At 54.8% G+C, this 20100-nt stretch carries 15 protein-coding genes and 1 pseudogene; 5 read left to right on the forward strand and 11 right to left on the reverse strand.

What is annotated here, in order from left to right; all coding sequences use genetic code 11:
- Nucleotides 1–231 precede the first annotated feature (231 nt).
- Nucleotides 232–1023, forward strand: coding sequence for an inositol monophosphatase family protein (locus tag AC2FH2_RS13230; RefSeq protein ID WP_271949871.1), 792 nt, complete (start codon nt 232–234; stop codon nt 1021–1023).
- A 575-nt stretch (nt 1024–1598) separates the two neighbouring features.
- On the opposite strand, the gene AC2FH2_RS13235 is transcribed toward AC2FH2_RS13230, so the two are convergent.
- From AC2FH2_RS13235 to AC2FH2_RS13260, 6 genes are all read right to left on the reverse strand, one after another.
- A complete protein-coding gene (locus tag AC2FH2_RS13235; protein WP_496823895.1) occupies nt 1599–2672 on the reverse strand; it encodes an ABC transporter ATP-binding protein in 1074 nt (357 codons plus the stop codon).
- Nucleotides 2669–4885: an ABC transporter permease gene (locus tag AC2FH2_RS13240; protein ID WP_496823897.1), complete on the reverse strand. Its 2217-nt coding sequence runs from the start codon at nt 4883–4885 to the stop codon at nt 2669–2671. The genes AC2FH2_RS13235 and AC2FH2_RS13240 overlap by 4 nt, the downstream gene beginning before the upstream one ends.
- Entirely contained in the window at nt 4886–5911 is a 1026-nt protein-coding gene (locus tag AC2FH2_RS13245; protein WP_142637631.1) for an ABC transporter substrate-binding protein, read from the reverse strand.
- 478 nt (nt 5912–6389) lie between these two features.
- Nucleotides 6390–8417 carry an oxidoreductase gene (locus tag AC2FH2_RS13250; RefSeq protein WP_496823899.1) on the reverse strand — a complete coding sequence of 676 codons (2028 nt, stop codon included), beginning with the start codon at nt 8415–8417 and terminating at the stop codon, nt 6390–6392.
- 389 nt (nt 8418–8806) lie between these two features.
- Nucleotides 8807–10075 carry a TRAP transporter large permease gene (locus tag AC2FH2_RS13255; RefSeq protein ID WP_496823901.1) on the reverse strand — a complete coding sequence of 423 codons (1269 nt, stop codon included), beginning with the start codon at nt 10073–10075 and terminating at the stop codon, nt 8807–8809.
- 14 nt (nt 10076–10089) lie between these two features.
- Entirely contained in the window at nt 10090–10368 is a 279-nt protein-coding gene (locus AC2FH2_RS13260) for a TRAP transporter small permease subunit (protein WP_281995473.1), read from the reverse strand.
- A 419-nt stretch (nt 10369–10787) separates the two neighbouring features.
- Here AC2FH2_RS13260 and AC2FH2_RS13265 point away from each other — a divergent pair, with 419 nt between their 5' ends.
- The 3 genes and pseudogenes from AC2FH2_RS13265 (at nt 10788) to AC2FH2_RS13275 (ending at nt 12824) form a co-directional block, all read left to right on the forward strand.
- Nucleotides 10788–11471, forward strand: coding sequence for a hypothetical protein (locus AC2FH2_RS13265; protein ID WP_496708186.1), 684 nt, complete (start codon nt 10788–10790; stop codon nt 11469–11471).
- Nucleotides 11472–11480: 9 nt separating this feature from the next.
- Nucleotides 11481–12011 (forward strand): annotated as a pseudogene (locus AC2FH2_RS13270) (HupE/UreJ family protein).
- 327 nt (nt 12012–12338) lie between these two features.
- Complete coding sequence (locus AC2FH2_RS13275; RefSeq protein ID WP_496823903.1) at nt 12339–12824, forward strand: GNAT family N-acetyltransferase; 486 nt, start codon at nt 12339–12341, stop codon at nt 12822–12824.
- A 596-nt stretch (nt 12825–13420) separates the two neighbouring features.
- Here the strand turns inward: AC2FH2_RS13275 and AC2FH2_RS13280 are convergent.
- From AC2FH2_RS13280 to AC2FH2_RS13300, 5 genes are all read right to left on the reverse strand, one after another.
- Nucleotides 13421–14821: a TRAP transporter large permease gene (locus AC2FH2_RS13280; RefSeq protein ID WP_142637621.1), complete on the reverse strand. Its 1401-nt coding sequence runs from the start codon at nt 14819–14821 to the stop codon at nt 13421–13423.
- An 11-nt stretch (nt 14822–14832) separates the two neighbouring features.
- The gene (locus AC2FH2_RS13285) at nt 14833–15465 is read right to left on the reverse strand and encodes a TRAP transporter small permease subunit (RefSeq protein ID WP_496678085.1); all 633 of its coding nucleotides are present in this window, start codon (nt 15463–15465) and stop codon (nt 14833–14835) included.
- A 68-nt stretch (nt 15466–15533) separates the two neighbouring features.
- On the reverse strand, nt 15534–16544 hold the full coding sequence (gene dctP / locus AC2FH2_RS13290; protein ID WP_282022441.1) for a TRAP transporter substrate-binding protein DctP: 1011 nt from the start codon (nt 16542–16544) through the stop codon (nt 15534–15536).
- 126 nt (nt 16545–16670) lie between these two features.
- Nucleotides 16671–18011: a sigma-54-dependent transcriptional regulator gene (locus tag AC2FH2_RS13295; RefSeq protein WP_496694057.1), complete on the reverse strand. Its 1341-nt coding sequence runs from the start codon at nt 18009–18011 to the stop codon at nt 16671–16673.
- A complete protein-coding gene (locus AC2FH2_RS13300) occupies nt 18008–19738 on the reverse strand; it encodes a sensor histidine kinase (RefSeq protein ID WP_142637614.1) in 1731 nt (576 codons plus the stop codon). The genes AC2FH2_RS13295 and AC2FH2_RS13300 overlap by 4 nt, the downstream gene beginning before the upstream one ends.
- Before the next feature lie 130 nt (nt 19739–19868).
- Here AC2FH2_RS13300 and AC2FH2_RS13305 point away from each other — a divergent pair.
- The coding region (locus AC2FH2_RS13305) for a transposase (protein ID WP_496729103.1) at nt 19869–20100 on the forward strand (232 nt) is incomplete at its 3' end.

The raw sequence follows: 20100 nt of genomic DNA on the forward strand, positions 1-20100 counted from the left end.
TCATCGCAACTTCAAGTGCTGCGATGCAGCGTTCTCAAAATCCGGCAATGGTCACGAGCAATATGCGACTTCACTGCACGGAAGTGAATGAGTGCTTTAATTGGCATATTCTTTCGACAGAAACTCGGGCGACTCGAAGAAAGTGGATTTCTGTCTGGCAAACACTGTTTTGTGTTCTGACACCCCATCCACTAGGGATGGTTTTGCATTTAGCAGGAAGTGAGCCGACCTATGCATAACATCATTGCACGAAGAAACTTCGCCGTTGCGGTAGCAGAAGAGGCAGGCGCGCTTGCACTAGAGTATTTTGCTTCCAGAGATACCTTGGTCATTGATCAAAAAGGCGCGCAAGACTGGGTCAGCGAGGCGGATCGCAACGTCGAGACCTTCATTCGCCAAAAGATTGTGAACTCTTTTCCCGATGATGGGATTTATGGCGAAGAACACGCGGAAAAAGCTGGCTCCAGCGGTTTTGACTGGGTGATCGATCCGATTGATGGGACAACGAACTTCGTCAATGGCATTCCGGCCTGGACGATTGTCTTAGCGGGCGTTTCGGACAGTCAGACGCAGGTCGGTGTGATTTTCGAGCCAAACGTTGGTGAAACTTACGTGGCGGTCCGAGGCGAAGGTGCCACTTTGAATGGACACGCCATGCAGGTTGCCTCAAGCGTGGAACTTGCAAGTGGAACCGTCTCAATTGGCTATTCGAACCGGGTCGAAGCATCAAAGGTCATTCCGGTGATTGCGGCCCTTATCGAACGTGGCGCTCTCTATCATCGCAATGCAAGCGGTGCGCTTTCGCTGGCCTATGTCGCGGCGGGACGTCTATTGGGGTACATTGAAGAGCACATGAACGCCTGGGATTGCCTCGCCGGTCAGTTGATGATCGCCGAAGCAGGTGGCGAGATCGAGGATCAAGACGCCGACGGGATGATCCGGGACGGTGGTCGCGTGATCGCTGGCACACCGGCCGTGTTCGGGACCTTGAAAATGATCTGCGACGACGCTTGGAACGAATGACGTCGTTCAGGTAATCGGGCTCGACCCGAATTCAGGTTGAAGAGTTTTAATATCCGCGCGCCAGAAGTGGCCCTGCCCAGGTTGCACAAACAGCCGATCGATTTTCTTCTCTGCAAGATGGCATCAAAGCAGTGTTCCGACCGCGCCGTGGTTTAAAATGGCCAAGTCTCTTCTGTCGTGGTTTTTGACGATTGACAGGACTGTTCGAACGATACGCAGTTGCGCAGCATGGGCTGTTTCCCAACTGCAGAAGCTGGACTTGGGTGCCTTGAAGAAGGTGTAAGCAGCGGACCTTGAATATCGAGGGAGGAAGGAACCCGGTAGTGCTTCGGTCGTTCTCTCCCAACCCAGGTTCGGAATTCGTGACCAGCCCCAAAGGCTTTGCAAGGATAGCGTCTGTATCGGACGCTTTTCGCTCGGTACTGGACCAGATATCTGTCACGCTAGACATGGTCTTACTTTGTGAAAATGTGTCGGCTCGGGCGCGGCCAATTTCACTCAAACCCTATTCGGTGACTGGTTTCTCTGGCTCAAGGACGACCTCCGGGTGAGAGACGACTAAAAGTTTACCCACGTCACCCTTCCGGCAACAGAACGGGGCCACGTTCGGCAAAAGACATTTTGACTTCCGAGCCGATTTCCAGTGGCTCGTCCACGTCGTCCTGCACAGCAAATACCTGCCCGAAGGCACCGGCCAGAGTGTACTCCATCCGCACGCCAACATAGGTCGCCTTGGCAACTTTGGCCGGGATGCCGATATCAGATCCAATCAATATCCGTGACGGGCGCACGGCCAGTGTTGCGGGACCAGGCGTTAGGCCACGAGAGGGGAGTGTGTGTTGATAGCCCTCGATTTCGATCGTGGCTAGATCGCCTTTGACGGAAAAAATAGTGCAGCTGATCAGGTTAGCCTCACCAATGAAATCGGCCACAAACCGGTCAACCGGCGCATCATAGAGTTTACGCGGCGTGCCGATCTGTGCGATGGCAGCGTTGCGCATGACGACAATCTCATCTGAAACGGCAAGGGCTTCTTCCTGATCGTGAGTCACATAGACGACGGTCAAACCGAGATCTTGCTGAATGGCGCGGATATCTTCGCGCACCTGGCGGCGCAGTTTTGCATCGAGGTTTGAGAGAGGTTCGTCAAAGAGCAAAACCTGCGGTTCCAAAACCAACGCACGAGCGACGGCAACGCGCTGTTGCTGCCCCCCGGAGAGTTCACTTGGCAAACGGTTGTCGAAGCCCTTCAGGCCAACCAAGTCTAACCCATGCAGCGCGCGCGATCGGGACTCGCGCTTGTCGAAGCCGGAAAAGGTCAACCCATACGTGACGTTTTCCAGCACGCTCATATGAGGAAAAAGCGCGTAGGATTGGAATACCATCGACACGTCACGGTCGGTAGCGGGTAATTTGGTCACGTCTCGGTCGCCGATCAGAATTCGGCCCGAGGTCGCCATTTCCAGACCTGCGATCATGCGCAACGTCGTCGTTTTGCCGCAACCAGAAGGGCCCAAAAGCGTCACCAACTTGCCGGCCTGGACGTGTAGATCGATGCTGTCGACAGCCACCACATCCCTGCCGAACACTTTCGAAACCCCCTCGAAACGAACAGGCGCGGCTTTACTTGCTATAGTCGTTTCGGTCATGTCGTTTTCTCTGTCCCGAGTTGTGTACGTCGCCCGATCTGAACACGGCCCACGAGGATTTGTAACATCCCGACTGCCGCCAACATCACGAAGATCAGCGTTGTGGAATATGCGATTGCAAGACCGTAATCGTTGTTTTCGACCCGACCGATAATGTAGCTGGTAGCCATGTCATACTCTGCTGAAACAAGGAATATCACCGCCGAAATCGCCGTCATGGCCCGGACAAAACTGTAAACCAGCGCAGCTAGGATAGCGGGCCGTAAAAGAGGAAGAATTACCCGCCTGAAAGTCTGCCAGGAATTTGCACCGAGCGTCAGCGAAGACTCGTCAAGCGACTTGTCTAATTGTGACATAGACGCAATACCCGCGCGAACCCCAACCGGCATATTGCGGAAGATAAAGCTGACGACAAGGATAACGCCTGTGCCAGTGATCTCGATCGGGGGCACGTTGAATGCCAGGATATAGCTGACGCCAATAACCGTGCCGGGAATGGCGAAAGAGAGCATCGTACCAAACTCAAACGCATTCTTTCCCGCAAAACTTTGCCGTGTCAGCAGATAGGCAGTGACCAACCCTACGGCGGCCGTCAACGGTGCGGCAATGGCAGCAATGGTGATTGTGGTCCAGAAACTGTCCCAGGCGGCTCCGGTCCAGCGAATACCTTCTTCTTCGAAGCGAACCGAAAAGGCTGTGACGTAGTGCTTGAACGTCAGCGAGTTATCAACGCCCCACAGTTCGACGATACTTCCATAGATGATCATCCCGTAAACCACGGCAGTGAAAACCGCCCAGGCAATTGCAATGCCCAGAACCGGTATGGCAAGGCCGCGCGGCATCAAGGGGTGCACACCCGCGTCGCCCTTGCCGGAAACGGTGGTATAACTCTTTTTCCCCAGCCACGCGCGCTGCGCATAGAAGGCGGAAAGTGTGAAGAACAGCAGCACCATGGCCAGAACAGCAGCCCGGCCCTGATCGTATTGCGCACCGACGATGGCAAAAAATATCTCAGTCGAAAGCACATCGAAGTTTCCGCCCAAGACAAGTGGGTTGCCAAAATCGGCCATGGATTCGATGAACCCAAGCAGGAAGGCATTGGCCAGGCCGGGACGCATCAGAGGCAGGGACACGGTTTTGAATGTTTGCCAACGATTGGCTCGAAGGGTTTGGGCGGCCTCTTCCATCGAAGGTGACACCCCTTCGACCACCCCGATCAAAACCAGAAAGGCGATCGGCGTAAATGCCAGAGTCTGAGCGATCAGCACCCCGGGCATACCATAAAGCCAGCGCGTAGGCTGCACGCCAAAGATCTCGGCAACAAATTTGGTGACCGAACCGGAAAGCCCAAACAGCAGGATCAGTGCAAGACCAATCACGAAGGGCGGTGTGATAATCGGCAAAACTGTCAGCGCGCGCATCCCGCGTTTAAAACGAAAACCTGACCGTGTGACGACAAGTGCAAAACATAGTCCAAGTGCCGTCGTGATGAAGCCCACAAGAACTGCAAGAAACAGAGAGTTCCACGCGGCGCCGCATTTGGCACCGGCAAAACAGCCCAAGCCCCAAAGTCGGTCATCAAAGAACTTCGAGGCAAAAACCGAAACTGAATAGGCACCATCTTCGGTAACGAAGGCGGCAAACAACATCTTCGCAATTGGAAAGAAGACGAAAACTGTAACAATGGTGATTACGCCACCAATAGCGCTGACGACGAAAACGTCGCCATTGATAGCGCCGCGCGCTGCAATACCCTGAGTTAAAAGGAACAGAAACGCTGTGGCGCAGATCATCGCGCCGTATCCCATGCCGAACTGGCGGATCTTCGGTTCTCCGAACAGCGCCTTCATCCAGTCGAAATTGAACCCTCGAATGCCAATTGAGAACCCTTGCGCAATCAGCCAGCCAAAACCCAAGGCACCAGCCAAAATCAGGATACGTGCGTATTGTGGATCGGACTTTGGTTTGCCGAGTATCAACAAAGGCAAGGTAAGCGGGACCAAAAGCGGCGTAAGCCACAGCTTTTCGCCCTGTCCGATCAGGAAAGCGGCGGGCGCATAATCTTCATCGAACGGATATCCATCGACCAGCCATACGAATGACCAAATGCCATCCTCCACCATGAACCATGGCAGCAGACAGAAACCGACCCACCCGGCAACAATCCAGAAGATCAGAACCGGGTGGTTCGTTTTTGGTGTGGTGTCAGTCACTTACTGTGGCAGTACTGAGACCTCTTCGTCCCATTTCTGCAAGAGACGCTTGCGTTCGTCAGACGAGCCGTACTTTTTGAAGTCATAGTCAATAAGCTTGATCTGGCTCATGTCAGGTGCGCTTTCAGAGGTCTCCGAATTTTTGTTGGACGGAACCTGGAAGGCGTTAACCTCAAGCGCAAGGTTCTGGGCCTCGGGGCTGAGCGCCCAGTCATAGAACTTTTTGGCTTCTTCTTCATTTCGAGCGCCGTCAATGATCGACATCGAACCGATCTCATAGCCTGTGCCCTCGCATGGGGCCACGACCTTGACCGGAAAACCTGATACGGCCTGCTTGACCGCATCATGCATAAAGACGATGCCGATGGTGTTCTCACCCCGGCCGGCGGCCTTGATTGGGGCCGAACCCGACTTGGTGTATTGGTTGATGTTCGAGTGCAGGCCCTTCATGAACTCAAAGCCGTCGTCTTCGCCAAATATCTGAACCATCGAGGCAAGCGTCGTATAAGCGGTGCCCGAGGAATTCGGGTTCGCCATTTGCACGTGCCCTTTATACTCGGGCTTCAGCAAGTCTTTCCAACATGCGGGCTCAGGCAGGCTGTTCGCGGCCAAGAGGTCGGAGTTGTATCCGTAGCCGAGTGCGCCTGAATAAATTCCGATGGTTTTGTTACCTGCACTTTCAGCCTGCGAGATTGCCCAGTCGTGAAGCTGGTCACGCATCGGCGACACGTATTCCATCGTCAGGCCTTCTTCGGCAGCTTGCAAATGGGGATCACCGGTACCGCCCCACCATACATCGCCTTTAGGGTTAGAACTTTCCGCGCGAATTTGTGCAAACGTCTCGCCCGAGGACTTGCGGGTCATATTGACGTCTATGCCGGTGGCATCCTCGAAACTGCGCGCCATGAGTTGACACCAATCTTCCTGTGCCGAGCAGTAAAACGTCAGCTTCTCAGCTTGGGCCGCAGTTAGCGAAGCCGCAAATGCTATCAGCGATCCCGCCAGCGTCGTCGTCAGATTTTTCAATTTCTTTCCTCCCCTATGTGTCGTGCCGAAATCTTCAGCGCGATACTCGTCAATTCGTCGCTAGTGGCGGTCGCTCTAAGTCGCTAGTTGATCTACTTGCGTTGGCCAGATCAACATCCGACCAGCCTCCCAATGACAGAAGCAATCTCAACACTGTACTGTTGGTTCTGCAAGAAAATTCAACGAGCATTGGTTTTTTGCACCGGTGGGATTTGAACCGCCAAGCCTGTTTACAGCACCAAGTTTGAGTATCGGGAGCGTATTTTGATGCCGCATTGTTTAGGCAGCCCTTTGTAGAGGCGGCCGCTTCCTCCAGCGTAGAGCAAGCATCGTATTTCGAACTTAAGGTCTGCTTTTCGCCTGCAAACTAGGTCTCTGTGCGAGTGCTGTGAACTTCTGCTTTCCTGAAGGTTTTTCGATGCGGGCCGAGGTACAGCTTTGCCTTCGCCGCAACTGATGAAAATGCTCGGAGCGCAGCTCAGGCCAAACAGCAAATACGCATAGCGTCGAGAATCGCGGCGTGCATATTGCGGCCTGCGATCGCGTCACCAATTCGGGCCAGATAGAACTGGCCATCCGGCTCGTCTTCCCTGAACGGGAATGAACCATTGATCAGCGCCTTGTGATCGACCTGCCCAAGGTTTCGCGAACTTGGCTTTAGATCGTGATAGAGCGCGTCCGTCGGGATTAGACCTTGCTCGACAACCACGTGGTCGACAAGACGCTTGGTGGTATCACCGGTCAAGACATTGCGCAGGCTGGCGCACACCCGGTTTCCCTCTTGGCTTAGAGCACGGAGTTCGTGGAGGCAGGTAAAGGTCACCCCGTTGGCTGCCAGATCGCGCAAAGCAACGGCAGAGGTCGTTGGGCCAAGGTCATGCAGAATCGCCCGGTCGGGGGTCACAAGTTCGACGCTGTGGCCAGCGCCTGCCAACATGTCGGCCGTGACTGCCGCGGGATGGTCTCCAATTTCGTCGAACAATAGAACTTCGCCCGAGACACGCGCTTCTCCGGACAGAACCTCCCAACTGGAGAGCGCCAGATCGCCGCCTGGAATGGATACTGGCTCGGGCCATCCTCCGGTAGCAACTATGACTAAATCCGGGGCTTCTCTAAACACGTCACCGGCCTCGACAAAGGTATTCATGCGGAGATCAACACCAAGGGTGGTCACCTCGGAAATCAACCAATCGGCGACACCCCATATCTGCCTGCGTGTCCCGCCCTTGGCTGCCAAAACAAGCTGCCCCCCCAGCCGATCTGACGCCTCGAACAAAACCACATCGTGACCGCGCAAGGCACTGACCCGCGCTGCCTCCAGCCCGCCAGGTCCGCCGCCGACGACAACCACCTTCCTTCGGGTGCGGCTGGCAGGAATGACATGGGGTAAAGTTTGCTCCCGCCCGGTGGCGGCATTGTGTCCGCACACGGCGGGCTTGCCCTGATTGACCCGGTCCACGCAATACCCGAGGCCGACACAGGTACGGATACGATCCTCTTCCCCGCGTGCCAGTTTTGCCACCAAATAAGGATCAGCCATTTGGGCGCGCGTCATGCCGACCAGATCGACATGGCCGCCTGTAACCGCGTGGCGAGCCGTTGCAATGTCTGCGATGCCGCCTGCATGTAGGATCGGCAGGTTGACGGCTTCGCGGATGCGTCCGGCCACAGTAATATGCGGAGCGGCTGGCAGACCCATAGGGCGCACCCATTCAGCAAGGCCAAGGTCATCGTAGGGCGCCCCGACCAGGATGTTGAGCAGGTCGACATGGCCACTATCTTCCAGCATCCGGGCGGCGGCAATGCAGTCCTCGGCGCTCAGCCCGCCCTCAATCAACTCATCGCCGGTGATGCGCATGGACAGTATGAACTTCGGACCGACCTCGGCGCGCACCGCATCCAATACCTGCAGGGTCAGGCGCATGCGGTTCTTCAACGTTCCACCAAAGGCATCGTCGCGTTGGTTGGTGAACGGAGACAGAAACTGGCCCAGCAAATGCGAGTGGGACAGAAGCTCGATCCCATCGAACCCGCCTTGCTGACAACGTCGCGCCGCAGCGGCATAATCGCCGATCACTCGTTCAATGTCCTCTTGTTCCATTACTTTGGGAAAGGCGCGGTGCGCGCGTTCGCGAACGCCGGACGGGGCAATAACCGGCAACCAATGCCCATCATCCCAAGCAGTACGGCGTCCCATATGAGTGATTTGACACATGATAGCGGCCCCATGCAGATGCACGCCATCCGTGAGCTTCCGAAACCAGGGAACGATACTGTCGTCGCCGGCATAAAGCTGGCCGAATACCGAGGGGCTGTCGGCAGCGATATTCGTCGATCCTCCGATCATTGTCAGGGCGACGCCACCCTTGGCCTTTTCTTCGTGATACAGCCTGTAACGGTCTCGCGGATGACCATCTTCGACGTAATTGGGCGCGTGAGAGGTGCTGACGATACGGTTGCGCAGCGTCAGGTGCTTGAGCTGAAACGGATCAAGTAGTTTCGCCATGATCAACTCCCTTCGGTAATGACACCGGTCTAAAAACAGCTCCGGGTCGGGCCCGTTTGACAGCTTCTGTGACTGACAACGTTCGCTGTCAAAGCTATGCTACTTGGGAAATACGGGGAGAGAGTTCACTGTTTCCGACACTGATCCACAAAATGACGACCAGACCAAGAAAGGTGGAACGTCACTGACCTTTGAATCAATTGACAGCCAAAACCTCAATGAGTCGGAGGATCACGTCATTCAATTCTGACCTAAACGTCGGGCATTTCTGACCCAGAAAGTATACGGTTAGTGTCTCAAACGAGCCCTAGCCATGGGGTCCAATCCTATTGAGATATGGCGTTAAGGATGAAAAGGGTAATACTCAAGGAGTTTCATGAACGCGTTGCTTAGCCGCCGAACCCCGCCGCCTCGGGAAGCCACGTGGACAAAGGTGGGAATGCAAAGACGAGGATCAGGCCCAGCAGCATTAGCGCTGCATATGGCAAGGCGCCGCGAATGACCTCGTACAAAGGGGCTTTGGCAATGCCCTTGATGACGAAGAGATTCATCCCCACGGGAGGTGTGATCAGCGCAAGTTCGAGGTTGATCATTAGCAGGATGCCGTACCAAATTGGATCGATCCCCAATGCCAGCATGACAGGAAAAACGATTGGCGTCGTGATCAGGATGATCGAGATGGTCTCCAAAAACATGCCCAGCACCAGAATGAGCAGCATAACAGCTACGACAAACATGGCGGGGCTGAGGCCCATTGCCGTCACTTGTTCGACGATCTTTATGGGCAGGCGAATAATGGTTACGGCGTGACCAAACAGCGCCGCAGCAGCCAGGATCATGAACAGCATCGCCGTTGTGCGCACTGTTTCAAACGCAGTCACCCAAGGGTCGTTCAGACCGAAATTGCGGTAAACAACTACACTGATGAACAGCGCGTAAAGGCAGCCAATAGAAGCTGCTTCAGTAGCCGTAAATACTCCGAGGTAGATTCCGCCCAAAACCACCGGTGGCATCAATAAGGCCCAGATCGACTGTCTCATACGTGACCAAATAACGCCCATACCTGCAAATGGTTGAGAGACAGCCGTGCCCCCAAACCCAGCGCTGACCATCGCCCAAACCGCGAATATGACAGCCATCATGATACTCGGCACCAACCCGGCTAGGAAAAGAGCTCCGATCGAGGCCTCGGTTACAATGGCATAGAGAATAAGAGGCCCAGAGGGAGGAACCAGAATCCCGAGCGTACCGCCCGCTGCAATCACACCGTAGGAATTGCTGGGGCTGTAGTTGAAGCGCTTCATCTGCGAGATAGCCTTCGAGCCAATAGTAAGTGCTGTGGCTACAGACGAACCGGAAATGGCTGCGAATATGGTGCAGGAGAGGATCGTGGCGACCCCAAGTCCACCACGCAAATGGCCGACCATTGCATTTGCTGCATCGTAAAGGTCCTTAACCACGCCGGCACGGATCATCACGTGAGCCAAGAAAGCAAACATCGGTATAGCCGTAAGAAGTCCGTTGTTCAGTTTGGCAAACACCGTATCAGCCGCGCTGTTCACGTTGCCCTCCGTCAGCATCATTTTGATTAGCGATGTAAGCCCGAGCCCGGCAAAGATTGGCATACCCGTGAGCAAGAGGACAATCAGACCGGCCAAAATAAGAAACGTCCTCATGGTCGGCGCACCGTCAGAAGCGTAAAGATGCGAGCCAGAGCCGCAAGGATTAGTATCATCATGCCGATGAGTAGGAAGCCTTGCGGAATCCACATTTGAACGCTCAGATACCCGTCTGAATAGATCCCGAAATCGTATGAGAACTGCACCATAATCACCGCGCTGTAGAGAACAGCCGCAGCGACCAGGATCACACCAATCATCCCCCAAACCTCAACCAGCCATTGAGTGCGAGGTCCGGCGCGTTCAGTCAGCAGGTCGACCCCACAGTGCACTGGGCTACCGCCCGCCAGCTCCCGAAACCATCATCTCAATGGATCACAGGCCAATGATGCACTAACAATCAACTTGGACCAGTCAGATGAGGCTGCTCAGAACGTGGCCTCGCGACCGAACGCTAGGAGGCAGTCTTGCTACAGTTACCGATGTTAGCGACCTGAAATTAGAACGCATTGATCCGACCCTCAAACCGGGTGGATTTAGCACTCTGGTCAGATTGACCGTGAAAGTCGAAGGCGGCCATTGGGGGCACGCCCACATACGCGCCGTTACGTTCAGGGCGCTGGTTGAAGTTATACCAGAAGCCGGGCAATGGGAGTTGGATGGACTAACTGTAATCGAGGCTCGCGATCCAATTGCATAAGTGTTTAAGACCAAAGGTTTTTGCTTTCGGTATTTTTTTGTCAGCTTGATTTTGTCACTGACGCTGTCAGCCTCGGCGCATTTTTTGCTGAATCTCAATGTCCGCGTAACGCATGTCGAGCATTCCGTGGATAATCTGCGCGTCTTTATGCGTACACCCATGCCCTATCTGGTTGCGGACAAGGTCGGCGAGCAGGACGATGACGCTCTGCCAGATGCTGCACCATTCACGACCAATGCCATGAGTAACAGTCAGTTGGTCCATTTTGTCGACTTGCAAGCTGTAATGAGCGATCCCAACGGGCTGGGGCAAATCGCCGAAGGTGGGTTGCACCTGTTGATCGACGACCACCGCTTAAGAGGAACAGTTGAGGCCGTTCGCTTGCATCGCGTTGGAATTGAGCCCGGATTTGCAACTTTAGCCGAGGCTCAACAGGCAGTAGACACCGAAACGGCCTTAACGCCACCGCTTTTTGTTGGTGACACGATTGTCGATCTCGTCCTGCATTATGACACTGACGGCCCGGTCCAATCGTACAGCATTGCCAACGTGCTGGACCCCGGTTTGCCGGATCAGGACCAAACGGCGAACCTCATTCTCGATTACGCGTCTGACACACCGCAGATTTTCCAGTCTCGGGGTCTGATGACCGACCCTGTGGAGGTTCAGCAAGAAGGGTACGGAGGATTCCTGAGTTTTGTCTGGGAAGGCACACGACATATCCTCGAAGGTTAGGATCATGTTCTGTTTGTTGTGTGTTTGGTCATTGGGGCGCAAACACTCAGGGCGCTATTACTGCGTGCAACCGGTTTTACCGTGGGGCATAGCGTAACGCTGTCGCTGGGGTTTTTCGGGTTTGTGCCGTCGGGCGTGTGGTTTGTTCCTGCCGTCGAAACCGGGATCGCGCTTTCTATCATTTTTGCAGCCGCAGCGGCGTTTATGAGCTTCAAGGACCGCGCGCGTTCTGAATTCGCGATGGTACTTTTGACAACGCTGATTGGCCTCTTGCATGGTCTTGGATTCAGCTTTGTGTTGCACAAGATTTTGCAGGTTACATCCCCAGATATCTGGTAGAGCCTGCTTGCTTTCAATTTAGGCGTCGAGCTTGGCCAGGTCGCCATAATTCTTGCGCTCTGGCCTGCCTTGATAATGTGTCGGCGCGTGAGATCCAGTTTGTGGATGTCCCTACGAGTGGGCTTAGCCGGTGGATGTGCGGCTATGGCCTGCTTTTGGACCTTTCAACGAATTGCCGAGGTTTATTCCACGCTGGCTTAAGGTCATTGCGATGGCGCGTACCGTGATGATCGCCTGAGAGAATAGCGGACATTCGACTGTTCTGCAGCATAAGACAGATTGGGCTCAGCGCGGCCCGATGCTCGCGCGGCAATGCCGTTGTGATCGGCTGATCGAAACCGGCCACAGGAGGATCGGGTCAAGTCTTTGATCTTGTGTCTTATTGTTCAATGCGCGGACGTTGGGAAATCAGGAGCCATAGTTCGCGCTTCAGGCGGCGAAACCAGGGAGTGAGCCCTCAGTAACCAATGCTGCGATGAGTACGAACGGCGGCGTTGCAACTCTATCCATCCCGAATAGTGTAGGCACATGAGAGAATTTCGAAACGCCAAACCTGCCGACGCAACTCGCTGCTTTGAAATAGAGATTGATGCCTACGAAGGCGACGAGGCAGCAACGCTCGAAAAGATTTCTAAAAGGATTGAGGTCTATCCCAATGGCTTCCTAGTTCTTTTGGTGGAAGGCGAGATAGTTGGCTTTGTAAATAGCGGATGTGCTCATGAAGTCGAAATGTCTGATGAAGAGTTCAAAGAGCTTGTTGGCCACGACCCCGACGCCCCAAATGTCGTAATAATGTCTGTTGTTGTTGATCCCGCGCATCAGGGCAAGGGTCTATCACGGGCATTGATGGTCGAATTCGTGGGGCGCATGAAAAGGATGGGTAAATCCACAATCCATCTCATGTGCAAAGAGCATCACGTCCCACTCTACGAGAATTTTGGATACAGCTATTTACAGCCATCGACTTCTGACCATGGAGGAATGACTTGGCATGAGATGTCTATGAAACTTTGAACTGCCCGATTATCTCAGCCGTGCAGAGCGGACATTCAAATTTTCAATGGGAAAGTCCAATTTGTCCGCTCCTCGATTGCCGGACCCAGCTGCAGCGAAAAGGCGGTTTTGAATTGGCTGAATTTTGCGCCGATGAATGACTGCAAACGAGAAATCCTCTGCGATGCAACAAATGGCGTGTCGCGCCTGCGAGGGGTTTCTGCGTCAGCAAAAGCGGCGTGAGCAAAAGTCGGCTCCGTCCCGCAGACCGTGAGTTACCGTTCTACAGGATTTCGCACGCTCGACGAAGGGCAGCTAGACACACACTATTCAGCACTTCGCCGTGGTGACGGCGGAGTGCTCTTTCCACTATCTCTCAAGATTCTGCTTTGGGCTCACAACAGGCTCCGGTGCCGTTGCAGAAAGGTCCCCTGCCCCACCAATAGCTGATCATGCGAACGGCCCAAATCAGCCGACACGCCTTTACATGACTGAACAAATAATGACGCCAGCTATCTATGCTATTGGTCGCCGTTGCTTATTCATGAATGGCACGCATCTTGCATCTTTGTCTAAGCCGCACCGGCAATCCGCGCTCAAAAATCATCCCATGTAATTCAAACCTGTCCAGGAAGCCACAGAACGATAGCAGGGAACGCAACGAGCATTGCGATCGTCGCTGCATCCGCCAGAAAGAAAGGCGTTACACCTTTAAAAACATCCTGAACGCTTAGGTCATCACGCACGCCAGCCACTACAAAGCAATTCAGCCCGATAGGTGGGGTGATCAGGCAAAACTCGGCCATTTTGACTACCAGAATGCCAAACCAGATGGCACACATCGGGCCGGACATTCCAAAGGTACTATCGGCCGCACTTACCGCTTCACCACCGTTCAACGCCATGACGGCTGGGTAAACTACGGGCAACGTCAGCAGCAGCATACCTATCGCATCCATGAACATGCCCAGTACAGCATAAGCCAGCAGGATACAGATCAGAATGAGCATTGGTGACATCTCAAGCGAGGTGATCCAGTCGGAGAACGCGCTGGGTAGTTCGGCAAAACCCAGAAAACGAACATAGACCAGCACGCCCCAGATGATGGTAAAGATCATGACGCTTAGCTTGGCCGTCTCCAGCAACGCGTCTTTAAGTTCGGACCAACGCATGCCCTGATATAGCGCCATCAGAAAGACAACGAAGGCACCGATTGCGCCACCCTCGGTTGGCGTGCCCCAAGCATCGCCTCCGAATGGGTTGTAGACAAAGAAGATGATGGTAACGACGACAAACAAGATAGGCAGTGCGGGCGGAAGAGACATGAAACGCTCTTTCCATGTAAAGCCTGAGACTGCGGGACCAAAGTCTTTGATCACAACAGCCATGCCAATGATCAGCAAGCCATAGATCAAAGCTGAGAACATGCCCGGAATGAAACCGGCTAACAGCAGTTTGCCCACGTCCTGTTCCACGATAATCGCGTATATGACCAAAATGGCCGAAGGAGGGATGAGCGACGCCAATGTGCCGCCTGCAGCGACGACACCTGCAGCAAAGCGCTTGTCGTAGCCGATCTTCAGCATCTCGGGGATGGCGATGCGGGCGAAAACGGCGGATGTGGCAACCGAGGCTCCGGAAACCGCAGCGAACCCGGCGGTGGCAAAGACGGTCGACACCGCCAGCCCGCCAGGAACCCATGCCAGCCATCGCTTGGCGGCCTCGAACAGTGCTTTGGTCAGGCCCGCGTAGTAGGCGAGGTAGCCAATCAGGATGAAGGTCGGGATAAGGCTCAGCGCCTGGCTCGAAATCTTGGAATGCGGCACCTGCCCCGCTGTTTTGACGGCTACAGTCACAGCCTTGCCGAACCGCGCTGGGTCGTACCCAAACTTGGCCCAGAAGATCCAGATCAGGCCAACCATTCCGGCCGTTGCGGCAGCAAATGCCACGCGCATACCCAGCACCACAAGAACAAGCATTCCGCCCGAGACGATCAGACCAATTTCAATGGGTTCCATCAGAATTTACCTCAGTTGTCGTGGCCCGAGACATGCTCGGCTTCCATTGCAGCCTGGGTGGCGGCATCGGGAATCAACGGGACGGCGATAGGCGGCTGGTCAGGATGGCGAATCGCACGACCGTAGGCACAGAGCTGCAGAAAGAGCCTTATGCAAAGCACGCTGAAGGCGACGGGTGCCAACAGCTTGGCGGGCCACAGCGGGATACTGATGTCAATGGAACTGTCGCGGCTCCACAGTGGGGCACCATAGTCGAAACTGCGCGCGAAGTGCGCCCAGCTCCCCCAGATCAGCAAGACGATCAGCGCCAGAATGACGGCGGTTGTAACGAATTCAACGATATAGAGCGTTCGGCCTTTAAGTGCACCAACGAACATGTCCATTCGGATGTGGCCGCCATCGCGCTGCGCATAAGATATCCCCATGAAGGCAATCAACGGCATGGCCTGTTCAATCCAGTCGACATACCCGGGAAGCGGCACATTGGCGATGTTCCGACCACCGACGGAGACAACGGCCATGACCATCAGAGAGAAAACCGCAAGACCGCTGATCAAGGCCAGAAAGCTCTCCAGTTTGTAGAGATGTTGATCGAGAATGCTGAGACGGCTGTCGTCGGACAGCACCAGGGATGACCCGGCCATCGTTGTGCTCCGCTATCAGGGGAATAAGCACCCGACGCCAGCTTGGCCGACGTCGGGTGGTGAGTGGATTAGCTACCGTTGGCGATCTTTCCGGCCACGAGGTCATAGAGCTCTTGCGCCGGAAGACCGCGTTCGGTGTTTTCCGCAATCCAGGCTTCTGCTGCGGGTGCGGCGGCGGCCTCTTTGAATGCCGCGATTTCTTCATCGCTGAATGTGACCCGTTCGATGCCGCGTTGATCCAGCTCGGGGCCCCAAGCTTCCATCGTTTTGGTTTGGTATTGGGAAACGTAGTGATCCAGCGCTTCGTCTATCGACCCCAGCAGAGCTTTACGATGTTCATCGGACAGATCTTCCAGTGCCAGAGTATTCACGACGACCGGGCAGTTGACGGTTCCGGGGTTCAGGTTCGTCGTCCACCACGTACCGTTTTCAATAGTGCCAAAGGACATATGGGCGTGTGGTGCAAAGCTGACGGCTTTGACGATGCCGCTGTCCATTGCCTGACGTACTTCGGATGCGGACATCGAAGTCGGAACTGCGCCGACCGTCTCCATCGCTTTACCGATACCGCCGGTGGCGCGCACACTCAGACCTTCAAAATCGGCCAGAGATTTCGGCGCGTCACCTACCCCGACAAGGTTGTACTGCGGTAGCGGCGACGGCATCAGCAGAGTCGCGTCCCAGCGTGCCAAATCCTCGACGACTGCCGGGTGTTGATAAACAGCCATCGACAAGTCGACTTCCTGTTCAAGGGATGTCACGCCCAGAAACGGCAGTTCCAAGACAGTGATCGAGGGGTTCTTGTCGCGGTGATAGCCAGCGCAGAACTGGGCCATTTCAAACGCGCCAATCGAAATCCCATCGAGGTTTTCTTTGTTCTTCGACAGGCCACCATAACTGATGTTCAGGGTAAACTCACCGTTGGTCTTTTCGTTCACCAGTTCAGCCAGCTTTTCGACATGCTCTGTGAAAGCACGACGCTTGCCCCACAGGGATACGTTCCATTCGACAGCCAGTGCTTCGGATGCAACGGTCAGCGACAAGGCGGCAATGGCCGCCCGGTTAAGGTGTTTGCGCATAGTGGCTCCTCCCAGATCATGCAATTCGTTTGGGCGGAGTATTCAGAATGCGCGGCGTCCTGACTATGAAGGAAAATGCGCGCGTTTTCCCAGGCGCCCTGCGGATTTCCGCAGAGCTGTTTTCGCCTACAACAGAGCCTCTTTATCGAGACCAAGTTTGACGATCTTTTCGTTGAGCGTCCGGCGGCCAATCCCAAGCGCTTCGGCGGCGGCATCCATGCGGCCTTTATGCGCCTTGATGGCTTTGCCTATGAGCTCGCGTTCAAATGCGGCAACGGCATCGCGCAGGGTATCCGGCACTTCGTCGAAGTGCTGATCGCTTTGGATAGCCTGCGCCACCGAACCGCCTCCGCGTCGGGCCGCCAAAATGCGCCGTTCGCAGACATGGCGCAATTCACGCACATTGCCGGGCCAGTCATGTGCAAGCAGAGCCGCCAAATCGTCCTGATCAAGTTCTGGTACGTCTATCTCATAAACCTGCGCGTATTCGTTTAAGAAATGCGTTGCCAACAGAACCAGATCATCCCGTCTTTGTCTAAGCGGGGGTAAGGACAGGACGACAGTATTCAATCGAAACAAAAGGTCCTGACGCAGGCGGCCTTCCTCGGCCGCCAGTACAACGTCTTCGTTGGTTGCTGACACGACCCTGAAGCTTACCGGCACCGGCGACACCGCCCCCACCGGCAGCACTTGTTGATCTTCGATGACCCTTAACAGCTTGGCCTGCGCCGCTGGTGGGCACGAGCAGATTTCATCCAGAAACAAGGTCCCACCCGATGCCGCCCCAAGCCTTCCGTCGGATTCATCCGCGACGCCGAACATTTCCGCTTCAAATGTATCGGCCGACAATGCGGCGCAATTCAGCGCCAGAAACGGTGCCTCCGGCGAGCGGCCCAAATCATGTAAAGCATGAGCAACCAGCTCTTTCCCGGTGCCCGTATCTCCCTGCAACAAAACCGCAACCGACGTATCAGCAAGATCAAGTACTTCTTGTCGCAAGTCTGTAATGGCGTCCGTTTGGCCCAGCAGGATGCGGTCAAGGCCTGACAGTTTGAACAGACGGTCTTTGAGGCGGGCATTACTTCTTCGCATTCGGTATTGTTCGGCCGCGTGCCTCAGCACCGTAAGCAATCGCCGTGGTTCATATGGCTTTTCGATGAACCCATATGCCCCGTCCTGTATGGCCTGAACCGCCATCGGGATATCACCATGTGCCGAAATCAATACCACCGGAGGCGCCACATGCCTGTCCAGGCTGGCCAGCAATTCAAGTCCCGACATGCCGGGCATACGCACATCGGATAAAATGACATCGGGCGAGGCGTTGGCCAGATGCTCCGTCACCTGGGTCGCGCGTGGCAAGGCGTTGACAGACCAGTCGGCAGCTTCAAGCAACTCGACAAGAGATTGTCGCATCGATTTGTCATCATCAACGACCAGAACTTTGAAGGGTTGCTGCAGGTTCATTCGTCCGTTTCTTCAGTATTTGAGGCTATCGGGAAGGTGACACGGAAAATTGTTCCGCCGCCATTTCGATTTCGGGCCGTCATTGTGCCATCGTGATCTTTGACAATGCTGGTGGAAATGGCCAGTCCCAAGCCCATGCCTCTCCCGCTCTCTCTTGTGGTTACAAATGGCTCTTGCAACTCTGCCAGCGTTGCCTCGCCCAACCCGTGACCGTTGTCCTGAATTTCCAACACGACCTCATCATCAGAAGCCATGACAGCGATATGGATTTCAGGCGCATCCGCTTCATCCGTAGCATCTATGGCATTGCGCAAAAGATTTGTGATGACCTGTTCGATCCGCAGGGCACTGCCCCGGATAAACGCCGGACCAGTCGACGCATCAATTGAGATTTTCACCTTGCCTTGTTCGATGTTTGGGGCAACCAGAGCCAACGCGGCATTAACCGAAGTGCGTAAGTCTACGTCGTCGAACGCCTCACTCTCCGACCGTGCAAAAAACCGTAATTGGCGTGTGATCCCTTCCATCCTGTCAACCAGGCTGCCGATTTTTTGTGGCAGCTTGGTTTCCCCGGAAGATGAAATCTCTGCAGCCACCAGATGATTGCGCATCGCCGCGATGGGCTGGCCCAGCTCATGCGTGACCGACGCGGATAGTTGCCCAAGAGCGGCCAGTCGGCTTGCGCGCTCCAACTCGCCCTGGGTGCGTCTGAGGCTCCGCTCGGCTGTCTTGCGGTCGTCGATTTCGATGGCAAGCCTTTCATTTGCTTCGCGCAGCATTGCTTCTTCCTCTTCGGACCGCGCCAAAGCAGCGCTGACGCGTCTCGCACGTTGTATCTGGAAGTAGATAAATGTGAGCCCCGCCAAGAGGACAAAAACTGCAGTTACAAGCCAACTGCGCGCTACAGCCTGATCGTCACTTGCAAAATAGTGAAGCGACCAGCCATGAGGCAAATCCGTTGCTGCAAGATGCAAGCGCTTCGTCCCCGCAATTCTGGCCTGATCTCCTGGCAACTCAACCCAATCCAACGCATCTAAGGCTTGCCCCGGAAACTGCCGGGCGTTTCGAATTCGCTCTCGCTGTGGTTCTGACAATGGCGTCAACGCGCGATATTGCCAATCCGAGTTCGAAGAAAGCAGAATGACACCGTCTTCATTGGCCAAAAGAACCTGTTCGCCCGAGTTTTTCCAACTATCCTGAAGATTAGAGAAATCGATCTTAATCGCTATGACACCAGTTGAATCTCCCTGGTCGTCAAGCACTGCGTTGGCGATGAAGTATCCTGGCAGACCAGTCGTCGCCCCGATGGCATAGAAGCGGCCCTGTTTACCAGAAATGGCACTTTGGAAATATGGGCGGAAAGCGTAGTTCTGGCCAACAAAGCTCCCTGTGTCGCGGTAGTTCGATGCGGAAATCGTGATCCCGTCTTCGTCCATCAGGTAGATAGCATCCAGCTCCGCCCGCTCCGCAAAATCCTCAAGGCGTCGGTTTAAAGCTCCGGTGCCGTCTCCTTCGGCCGTTCCAATTACAAAGGAATCCTGTGACAGCACATATGTGAGGTGGGAAAATCGTTCGAGTTCGCTGTTTACCGAGCTTTGGTAGAGAGAGAGCCGGCCCTGAGCTTTCGAAAGCTCCTCCGAAACGAAGTACTGGTAAGAAACCAAATAAAGGCCAATGCTGGCGGCAATGGCTACCAAAATACCTACAATATACGAAGCTGATCGCATTGAATGCCCATGAACTGCGACAGCATAGGATCACAGTAGGTATTAGCCGTCCATCCCAAGAGTTCTAGGGTCAGGACCCATTGATTTCCGTTTTGCGGCGTGATTCACGGTTCAAAAACGAGCGGTGAACATGTCTGATCTCTTCTGGCTTACGGATGCGCAAATGGCGCGTCTGGAGCCCTTCTTCCCGAAGCCCCACGGCAAGCCGCGCGTCGATGACAGGCGTGTGTTGAGCGGGATTATCTTCATCAATCGCAATGGTCTGCGGTGGCGGGATGCCCCTGCCGCCTATGGACCGCACAAGACGCTGTACAATCGATGGAAACGGTGGAGCGACAAGGGCATCTTCGCGCGAATGATGG

It is taken from the genome of Ruegeria sp. YTSA105 (assembly GCF_059610225.1).

Bases quoted from the DNA above. Each gene is read 5' to 3' on its own strand.
- dctP (WP_282022441.1), bottom strand. From the start codon at position 16,544: ATGCGCAAACACCTTAACCGGGCGGCCATTGCCGCCTTGTCGCTGACC.
- AC2FH2_RS13300 (WP_142637614.1), bottom strand. From the start codon at position 19,738: ATGCGATCAGCTTCGTATATTGTAGGTATTTTGGTAGCCATTGCCGCC.
- AC2FH2_RS13275 (WP_496823903.1), top strand. From the start codon at position 12,339: ATGAGAGAATTTCGAAACGCCAAACCTGCCGACGCAACTCGCTGCTTT.
- AC2FH2_RS13230 (WP_271949871.1), top strand. From the start codon at position 232: ATGCATAACATCATTGCACGAAGAAACTTCGCCGTTGCGGTAGCAGAA.
- AC2FH2_RS13285 (WP_496678085.1), bottom strand. From the start codon at position 15,465: ATGGCCGGGTCATCCCTGGTGCTGTCCGACGACAGCCGTCTCAGCATT.
- AC2FH2_RS13235 (WP_496823895.1), bottom strand. From the start codon at position 2,672: ATGACCGAAACGACTATAGCAAGTAAAGCCGCGCCTGTTCGTTTCGAG.
- AC2FH2_RS13295 (WP_496694057.1), bottom strand. From the start codon at position 18,011: ATGAACCTGCAGCAACCCTTCAAAGTTCTGGTCGTTGATGATGACAAA.
- AC2FH2_RS13250 (WP_496823899.1), bottom strand. From the start codon at position 8,417: ATGGCGAAACTACTTGATCCGTTTCAGCTCAAGCACCTGACGCTGCGC.
- AC2FH2_RS13280 (WP_142637621.1), bottom strand. From the start codon at position 14,821: ATGGAACCCATTGAAATTGGTCTGATCGTCTCGGGCGGAATGCTTGTT.